This window comes from Methanobrevibacter sp. (genome assembly GCF_017940815.1).
Taxonomy (GTDB): domain Archaea; phylum Methanobacteriota; class Methanobacteria; order Methanobacteriales; family Methanobacteriaceae; genus Methanocatella.
In genome coordinates, this window is the sequence record NZ_JAGAXX010000065.1 from 1 (window position 1) to 8,095 (window position 8,095).

The 8,095-nt window shown below is 33.1% G+C and carries 12 protein-coding genes; 11 read left to right on the forward strand and 1 reads right to left on the reverse strand.

Going from position 1 to position 8,095, the window contains the following annotated elements:
* The 4 genes from ILA26_RS10350 to ILA26_RS08145 all read left to right on the forward strand — a co-directional run bounded on the left by ILA26_RS10350 (position 1) and on the right by ILA26_RS08145 (position 2,465).
* Positions 1-135: a zinc ribbon domain-containing protein gene (locus tag ILA26_RS10350; protein WP_366514880.1), complete on the forward strand. Its 135-nt coding sequence runs from the start codon at positions 1-3 to the stop codon at positions 133-135.
* A 745-nt stretch (positions 136-880) separates the two neighbouring features.
* Positions 881-1,036: a hypothetical protein gene (locus ILA26_RS08135; RefSeq protein WP_292896168.1), complete on the forward strand. Its 156-nt coding sequence runs from the start codon at positions 881-883 to the stop codon at positions 1,034-1,036.
* Between the two features lie 90 nt (positions 1,037-1,126).
* On the forward strand, positions 1,127-2,056 hold the full coding sequence (locus tag ILA26_RS08140) for a hypothetical protein (RefSeq protein WP_292896170.1): 930 nt from the start codon (positions 1,127-1,129) through the stop codon (positions 2,054-2,056).
* Positions 2,043-2,465 carry a hypothetical protein gene (locus ILA26_RS08145; RefSeq protein WP_292896172.1) on the forward strand — a complete coding sequence of 141 codons (423 nt, stop codon included), beginning with the start codon at positions 2,043-2,045 and terminating at the stop codon, positions 2,463-2,465. The genes ILA26_RS08140 and ILA26_RS08145 overlap by 14 nt, the downstream gene beginning before the upstream one ends.
* Here the strand turns inward: ILA26_RS08145 and ILA26_RS08150 are convergent.
* Positions 2,457-3,200 (reverse strand): archaeosine tRNA-ribosyltransferase, encoded by a 744-nt coding sequence (locus ILA26_RS08150; protein WP_292896174.1) that lies wholly within the window; start codon positions 3,198-3,200, stop codon positions 2,457-2,459. The two genes, ILA26_RS08145 and ILA26_RS08150, sit on opposite strands and share 9 nt — an antisense overlap.
* Positions 3,201-3,381: 181 nt before the next feature.
* On the opposite strand from ILA26_RS08150, the gene hdrC reads away from it, so the two are divergent.
* The 7 genes from hdrC to ILA26_RS08185 all read left to right on the forward strand — a co-directional run.
* The gene (gene hdrC, locus ILA26_RS08155) at positions 3,382-4,371 is read left to right on the forward strand and encodes a CoB--CoM heterodisulfide reductase subunit C (RefSeq protein ID WP_292896176.1); all 990 of its coding nucleotides are present in this window, start codon (positions 3,382-3,384) and stop codon (positions 4,369-4,371) included.
* Between the two features lie 21 nt (positions 4,372-4,392).
* Entirely contained in the window at positions 4,393-5,280 is an 888-nt protein-coding gene (gene hdrB / locus ILA26_RS08160) for a CoB--CoM heterodisulfide reductase subunit B (RefSeq protein WP_292896178.1), read from the forward strand.
* A gap of 192 nt (positions 5,281-5,472) precedes the next feature.
* Positions 5,473-5,739, forward strand: a complete 267-nt coding sequence (locus ILA26_RS08165; protein WP_292896180.1) for a DUF749 domain-containing protein — start codon at positions 5,473-5,475, stop codon at positions 5,737-5,739.
* Entirely contained in the window at positions 5,736-6,263 is a 528-nt protein-coding gene (locus tag ILA26_RS08170) for a DUF2096 family protein (RefSeq protein WP_292896182.1), read from the forward strand. The genes ILA26_RS08165 and ILA26_RS08170 overlap by 4 nt, the downstream gene beginning before the upstream one ends.
* Positions 6,264-6,273: 10 nt before the next feature.
* Positions 6,274-6,963, forward strand: a complete 690-nt coding sequence (locus tag ILA26_RS08175; RefSeq protein WP_292896184.1) for a metallophosphoesterase — start codon at positions 6,274-6,276, stop codon at positions 6,961-6,963.
* Between the two features lie 114 nt (positions 6,964-7,077).
* Positions 7,078-7,986, forward strand: a complete 909-nt coding sequence (locus ILA26_RS08180) for a 2-phosphoglycerate kinase (protein ID WP_292896186.1) — start codon at positions 7,078-7,080, stop codon at positions 7,984-7,986.
* A partial coding sequence (locus tag ILA26_RS08185; RefSeq protein WP_292896188.1) for a CBS domain-containing protein occupies positions 7,967-8,095 on the forward strand: 129 nt, incomplete at its 3' end. The genes ILA26_RS08180 and ILA26_RS08185, both read left to right, overlap by 20 nt.

Here is an 8,095-nt window from a genome sequence, read left to right on the forward strand (position 1 = left end):
ATAAAAAAAGAGTTAAAAGTCAAAACACGCAAATGGAAATGCACAAACTGCGGAAAAACACATGATAGAGACATAAACGCCGCAATTAATATACTAAACCGCTGGTTCAACGGGGATAGCCTGAAAAAACATTAAAATTAACCAATCAAATGAAAAAAATTCAGGAATCCCCACCCTCTTAAGGGTGGGGTGGTTCAAGATACTCATTGCAACATTTATATTCCAAAGTTGGATTGTTTACATAATAGACTTTGTCATTTCTGTTTATGCGGCTTACGACGCATATATGATTGCAAAATAGTATCGGTTGTATGGATTGATTTCAAAATGAACTTCAATCCTCATTTTTTTTTAAAATAAAACTGTTTTTAAAGTTTGAGTTTACTTTCTTTTTTTAAATAAAAAAAGTGGTGTTTTAATTGTGTGGTATTAAAAATAAAATTATACTATTTAAATGAGTATTTGATTTGATATTTTAGATGGGTATAAACATTCCCGCCGTAAATATCACACCTAATGACATGACTAGTAATCCAAATGAGCTCAATAGTATTGTTTTCATTTTATCATCTCCATTTCTTTTTAGTGCGATGGAATACTATGTTCTTTAATAGATATATTATTGGATTCTTATAAAGTTTTTCGCATGTAAGTACTTACTTGCATCTTAAAAAAGAAATTAAACCATAACTATTAATTTTTCGGTTATTGGGAGTCTCATAATCATATTATATATTAATTTTGAGCAGATAATTTTTAACCGGAACTTGTTGCTGTAATTATTAATTTTCCAATAAAAGGACAAAAGTAATGTTTTAGCGTTAAAATTACTTTATATAACACTAAAACATTTATTAACTAGTGTGCACTATCTATTTGTATGACTCGAAACAGACGTGTTACAATCAGCATCAATAATGACATTGACTTGAATTTTCGCAAAATTGCCTCCAGCAAGATGTTATTTAAAACAGGATGGTATTCAAAAGCGATTGAAGAGGCGATGTTGTTGTGGATGGAACGGGAAAACAAATAATACTTTTTTTCTCTTTTTTTTTCTTTTTTTAACATTAACTATTTAAATTAAACCTTACTTATTTATTATTATAGAGTGATGGTGTTAAAAATGGAAAGTGATGAATTTAGAACTGTTCGGGTATACAGTAAAAAGTATACCAGTAAAGATAAAGATGGAAACACTGTTGAAAAAGAATCTCAACAAAAGCAAGTCAGTCTTAAAAAAGAGGACCCTTTTGAAGACAATGACCTTGTTAAGGTATTGTCCCAGGAAGATTATGAAAAATTGATGGACAATCAGTTTTCAGATGAAAGGCTTGATGAATTTTATCATATCATTGAAGGAAAGGATGCTGAAATTGAAGAGTTGAAAAATCAAATCCAGACTCTTAAAGGCTCATTTTTCGATGATGTGGATTCTCTAAAAGAGCAATTGACTGATAAGGAAGAGCTATTGAGGGCTAAAGATGAGATTCATGAGTTAAACAAAAAGATTACCAGAATCGATGATGAAAGAGTCGCTATTTTTAAGGAACTTGACTATAAAAACAAGATGATTTTGGCTTATAATGTCGAGTTGAACAAATCAATTCTCAATGCTATCAATGTCGTTATTGATGAGGCAAGGGACAATATCAACAGAAGAAACGCTTTGCTTGTCAAGGATTTGGAAAGGTCAATAGAAAAATCCAAACATGACGTAAATGAGAAGAACAAAGCTATAGCATATGATATAAAAAGCACTGTTGAAGACATGAATGAGCAAATCAGAAACACCAGTACCATAAAAATGATACTTAACAAAAACAAAATTAATTTAAGGGTGCCTGTCGACGATTTACTCAAACCTTTTGACTTTGACTTTGATGTTCAACAATTGCTTTCCGGTCAGGCATTGGAGCTTGATGCAGCAGAAATACTAAAAGAAGTCATGCCAAAACTTCCAGAACCTTTCTCAAAATATATTGACACCATTGATGAAGAGCCTGAAACTATAGACATATCCCATAAAAACGAGGAAGATGATGAGGACATTTAACACAGGCAAGGTCACTTTCGAATATCCAGGCACTTGGGAAGTTGAAAAGGCAGATATTCTTTCAAATCCTGATTGCATTGCAACATTGTCCAAGGGCAATGACAATCTGATTAATGCGGTCATGTTTCCGACTGCAACAGATTTGGATGCATATAAGGTGTTTATGGAAGATGCCATTTCAGATGACGGTGGGGAAATTTTTTCATCAGATTATGTTCAAATTGCAGGAAAAGAAGCGATTAAGCTTCATGCAAATATGGACACTCCTGACATTAACTTTGACATCCACACCTATGTGTTCATAGAAGAAAAAAATATCTATATTTTTGAATTGAGGACTTTAGACGTTTCAGGAGAGTCTGAAAGCGAATTCAAAAACATGATTGATTCATTTGAAATTTTAGAATAATTGTGTGTATTCGAGTAGGTAATCCATGTGGTTCCTATCGAGTATTTTTAATGTTGAGATGTTTTGGGGAGTGGTTCCTGACCTCTCTTCCACAAGGTTTCTCAATGACTTGTTTTTCATGTGTGCGTGAATTTCACGGATTACAAATTCCATATTTTCCACATTCTTTTTTTCTAGTTCCTCTTGGGAAAGGTCTTCATAGATTGGATATGAATTCAGGTCATATGCCTTTGTTGGAGTTTGCAATACATTTAAGTGACTGTAATAATTAGCGGAATCAACTAAAAATCCATCAATTCCCATATATGTCAATATTGGCATGAATGACACTTCAGTAAATGGAAAAATGAAATAGCTGCTTTTTTTAGCTTCTTTTTTCAAGGATACTATGATTTCCACCAGTTCACGAGAATTGGTAAGCAGGCTGTCTCCATTCGCTATAATAAATCCGTTGTAACCCATCTCTTCAAGCTGTTTTAGGCATTCGATTCTTAAATCAACATATTTTGATCCTTGTATGACTGCAATATCACATTCATCTACATTTTCTTTTGCAAGTCTTAATGTCTCTTTAACATTGAACTCTGCAATTTCACGATCAATATTGTATGCTGAACCTTCATTTGGGGCTATTTTTAAATCTTTTTTAGAGAATAATTTTGGTGTCAGTTCTCCTTCAAGTTTGCCTATTCTTCCAGGTCCGTCATGTGATTTGATTTCAAATTTTCTTATCATTTGTTTCTTCCTTTTAATTATTATTTAACTATTAGATTTTTTAGGTTTATATAAATTTTTCATAAGGTGTAACCTTTATGATTACACTAGCTAAAATTTTAGTAACCTTTATATATGGTTTTTTAAAGAATATTATTATGGATTTGAGGGAATAATCCTGATAATCCAAGGTGTGTTTTCAATGTCTATAATAAATCGTCTTAAAACCTTATTTAAAGGGGACAATGAAGAAACTGACATCAATAATGATGTTTCAAACACATCTGATGATGTTCAAGTTGCATCTTCAAAAAATGTAAGTGTTTCTATTTCCAAAGGTGATAAAGAAATTTCTATTGAAAAAGAAGAAATTGTCACAGAATCTGGAGATAGGACTGTAGATTTAACTTTCAAAAAAGACATCAAACCTGTAGAAGATGAAACTGCTGACGAAGTAGTTGACGATTCATCTGAAGAAATTGTGGAAGAAGTTGAAGTTGCTGAAGAAACTGAAGCTCCTGTTGAAGTAGAAGAAGTTGCTGAAGAAACTGAAACTGTTGAAGAAGATGAAGACGCTCCTGAAGAAGATGTTGAGGAAGTTGAAGAAAAAACAAATAATAAAGAGAGAGATAAAATGACTTTATTGACTGATAAAGAATTATTAAATGATAGTAATCGTGATCCAGATTTCACTGCTGAGTTCATTGACGCTGGAATCGAAACTGTAAAACACTGTTTCCAATGTGGTACCTGTAGTGGAAGTTGTCCTTCTGGAAGAAGAACTCCGTACAAAGTAAGACAAATCGTCAGAAAATGTTTACTCGGATTAAAAGAAGAAGTTATCACCGATGACGCATTATGGATGTGTACTACCTGTTACACCTGCCAAGAAAGATGTCTCAGAAGTGTTAAAATTGTAGAAATTATCAAAAAAGCACGTAACATTGCAGCTCACGCTGGATACATGGCAAAACCTCACAAAATGACTGGTGTATTCGTAATCAATACTGGTCACGCTGTACCTATCAACGATGCTGCTAAAGCTTTAAGAGCTAAAATTGGTCTTCCTGAAGTACCACCTACAACTCACGCTTATCCAGAAGCATTAGAAGAAGTACAAAAATTATGTAAACTTACCGCATTTGACGAATTAATCGGTTACGATGAAGCAACCGGCGGATTAAAAGAATAGATTTATGAGGAGAGTTATAATATGGAAATTGCATATTTCTTAGGTTGTATCATGAACAACCGTTATCCTGGTGTAGAAAAAGCTACCAGAAAATTATTCGAAGCTTTAGATATTAAATTAACTGATATGGAAGGAGCATCCTGTTGTCCTGCTCCTGGTGTATTCGGTTCTTTCGATGAAGAAACCTGGGCTACTATCGCAGCTCGTAACTTAACTATTGCTGAAGACATGGGTGCAGACATCATGACCGAATGTAACGGATGTTTCGGTTCATTATTCGAATGTAACCACATGTTAAAAGAAAATGATGAAAAAAGAGAAAAAATCAACGCTAACTTAGCTGAAATCGGCAGAGAATTCAAAGGAACTACTAACGTAAAACACTTTGCTCAAATCTTAAGAGATGACGTTGGTTTTGAAAAATTAGCATCATTAATCGAAAAACCTTTAGACTTAAACGTTGCTGTACACTACGGTTGCCACTTCTTAAAACCTACTGCTGAAATCGGTATTGAAGACCAAGCAGAAAACCCATCCATCTTAGATGACCTTGTAGAAATTACCGGTGCAAAATCCGTTGACTACAAAGACAAAATGATGTGCTGTGGTGCAGGTGGAGGTTTAAGAGCAAGAGATTTAGATGTAACTACTAGTTTCACTAAAGAAAAACTTGATCACATGACCGAAGCTGGTGTAGATGCTATCGTTAACGTATGTCCTTTCTGTCACATGCAATTTGACCAAGGTCAAACTGAAGTAAACGAAAGATACGGAACCGACTTTGCATTACCTGTATTCCACTTAGCTCAATTATACGGATTAGCTATGGGATTATCAGCTGAAGAATTAACCTTCGATGCTCAAAAAATTGATGCAACTCCTGCTATCAAAAAAGCATTAGGTGAATAGATTTAAGGATTTTTAATCCTTACTTTTTTATTTTTTTCTAGGCATTGAAAACACAGTTTGGATTTAGTTATCATTAGATAACTATTTTTTTTATTATTATTTTTTTTGTTTGCATTAATACGAATTATTCGTAATCATGTTTATATACTAGTAATTAAATAAAATTAAGTAATATATTAAAGAGGTGTAATTATGTTTGTAGCAACTTTAGATGGTATATTTAAATATTCTGACCTTCCAGAAGAATATGAACCTTATGTACAATTCAAAGCAACTATCGATAAAAGAGAACTCAAAGAAACTGATGAAATCGCAATATTGAACATTGCTGGAACTTCCACTCATCATGTTTTATTCTTAGATTCTTACAGCAACACTAGTGAAATTGAAGCTGAATTAAAAGATGCAGACGCTAAAATTAACCATACTACTTTAAAAATTATAGGTGGACATTTATGAGCTTACCCTCTGAACAAAATTGGTTAGTTCTTAATAATCTCCTTGTTGATTTATCTAAAAAAGGATATGAGATTCCAAAAGGAATTAACCCAGAGATGGGATTAATAAGATCTACTATCAGCTCTTATAAAAGAGACCCTTCCCATCCTGAATTGATCAATGGTTTAGCGAAAGCTGAAATGTCTTTAAATAATATACAAGTAACTCTTTTGAATATTGCTGAAGATGAAGGGGAGGAATATGTTGACCATTGGCTCGATTTATTAAAAAGAGTCATGAAAGGTGAAAAAGTATTTGAATTTGCCAAATCCAGGTCAAGATTTTTAGTTAACACTCCTCCGGGCTTAACAACTGGTAGAATTAATTTAAGAGTGCCATTGGCTGAAGAAAGAGTTCAAGAAATTGCAGAATGGAACGGTCTTATCATTGAGTTTGATGATGATGTGACTGTTGAATTACATGGTGATAAAGAAGATCTCCAGGCAGGTTTAAAAGAAATGGGATCTTTCTTTTTAGAACAATAATGGTGATTATATGACTAAAATATTGGCGATTAGTGATGTTCACGGTGAAGAAAACGAAAATCTTTACACTTATCTTAACAATAATGAAATTGATTTAGTTATAATTTTAGGTGATATTACTGATTTCGGGCCTTTGGATTTTGTTGAGACTTTTATTAATAAAGTTGCAGACTGTGGCGTTGATGTTATAGCGATTCCAGGTAATTGTGACCCTAATGGAATCTGTAACGCTATCAATGATGTTTCATTTTGTCTCCACAACAATATTATTGCATATGGTGATGCAATATTATTTGGTTTTGGCGGATCCAATCCGACTCCATTCGACACTCCTGGTGAAATGGATGATGACAAGATTTACAGGCAAGTCTATGACCTATTAGCTAACTATGATTATGTTTACAATTCCGAAGTCCCTAAAGTTAAAATATTAGTTACTCACGCACCTCCTTTCAACACTGAGGCCGATAGGGTTGAAAACGGTGAACATGTGGGTAGTCAAGGAATTCAGAAATCTATCCATGAATTTGAACCTCAAATAAACCTTTGTGGACACATTCATGAAGCAAAATCACTTAGTAAAATTGGTAAAACTACTGATGTAGCAAATCCTGGTATGCTTAGGGATAATGGGGCTGTTTTAATAGATATTAAAGACGGTTCTAATTATGATATTGATATCATTTCATTAAACGAATAATTATTTATTCGTTCTTTTTCTCTTTTTTGTTTAATTTTTTCTCATAAAATCAAATAACAACATTTATTTAATATTAATTTTAGATATTTATTCATATATATTAAAGTGATTATTATGATTTGGGTTACTGGTGATGTTGACGGAAAAAAATATAAGGAACCATTTTCTAAAGGAATTATGTCTCGTTCTCTTAATGTTGCAGATATTGGAATTGAACGGGCGCATGAAATTTCTAGTAAAATTGAGGCATATTTGAATGAAAACAATGTCACTGAAATTTCCAGTTTTGATTTGGCTAATGTTGTATTGCAACAGTTGGAAGAAATTGATGAAGGTATTGCCATCAAATATAAAAATTGGAGGTCACTTAGACGTTCTAAAAAACCTTTAATTATCCTTATTGGTGGTGCTTCTGGGGTAGGTACATCATCCATGGCTTTTGAACTTGCTAATCGCTTGAGATTAAAAAACCTTATCAGTACAGACATGATTCGTGAAGTAATGAGGAAAATTGTTTCAAAGGAGCTAAGTCCAGTAATTCATAAATCCAGCTTTGATGCACATGAGGCAATCAGAACACCTTCCATTAGAATTGATTCCATTGTTGAAGGATTCATTAGTCATGTTGAGGTTGTAAATGTGGGTATTGAAGCAATCATTGAGCGGTCCGTTAAAGAGGGGATCAGTACTATTATTGAAGGAGTTCATGTAGTTCCAGGATTTATCAGACGTGATTTGATGGAGGATAATAATATTATTATTTTCACATTGACCGTTGATGATGAGGAGGCTCATAAGCAGAGATTTTATTCAAGATGCAGGCAACCTTGGGTAAAAAGGTCTCTTGAAAGGTATATGGATAATTTTAATACTATTCGAAGAACCCAACAATTTTTAGTCGAACAAGCTAATATTAATAATACTCATGTAATAAACAATGTGGATATTAATGAAACCATAGATATTATGGTTAGTGATATCCTAGAAGAGTTTGGTGGTGACAATGTTGAACAAGAAAGTTAAGGAAATAATGACTACGGATGTAATTACTACAACTTCAGATATTGATGTAGTGTATGCATTTGAGAAATTAATGGAATATAAAATCAGTTCCCTTCCTGTTGTTGAAGAC

Bases quoted from the DNA above. Each gene is read 5' to 3' on its own strand.
- ILA26_RS08135 (WP_292896168.1), top strand. From the start codon at position 881: ATGACTCGAAACAGACGTGTTACAATCAGCATCAATAATGACATTGAC.
- ILA26_RS08165 (WP_292896180.1), top strand. From the start codon at position 5,473: ATGTTTGTAGCAACTTTAGATGGTATATTTAAATATTCTGACCTTCCA.
- ILA26_RS08140 (WP_292896170.1), top strand. From the start codon at position 1,127: ATGGAAAGTGATGAATTTAGAACTGTTCGGGTATACAGTAAAAAGTAT.
- hdrC (WP_292896176.1), top strand. From the start codon at position 3,382: ATGTCTATAATAAATCGTCTTAAAACCTTATTTAAAGGGGACAATGAA.
- ILA26_RS08145 (WP_292896172.1), top strand. From the start codon at position 2,043: ATGAGGACATTTAACACAGGCAAGGTCACTTTCGAATATCCAGGCACT.
- ILA26_RS08180 (WP_292896186.1), top strand. From the start codon at position 7,078: ATGATTTGGGTTACTGGTGATGTTGACGGAAAAAAATATAAGGAACCA.
- ILA26_RS08150 (WP_292896174.1), bottom strand. From the start codon at position 3,200: ATGATAAGAAAATTTGAAATCAAATCACATGACGGACCTGGAAGAATA.
- hdrB (WP_292896178.1), top strand. From the start codon at position 4,393: ATGGAAATTGCATATTTCTTAGGTTGTATCATGAACAACCGTTATCCT.
- ILA26_RS08175 (WP_292896184.1), top strand. From the start codon at position 6,274: ATGACTAAAATATTGGCGATTAGTGATGTTCACGGTGAAGAAAACGAA.
- ILA26_RS08170 (WP_292896182.1), top strand. From the start codon at position 5,736: ATGAGCTTACCCTCTGAACAAAATTGGTTAGTTCTTAATAATCTCCTT.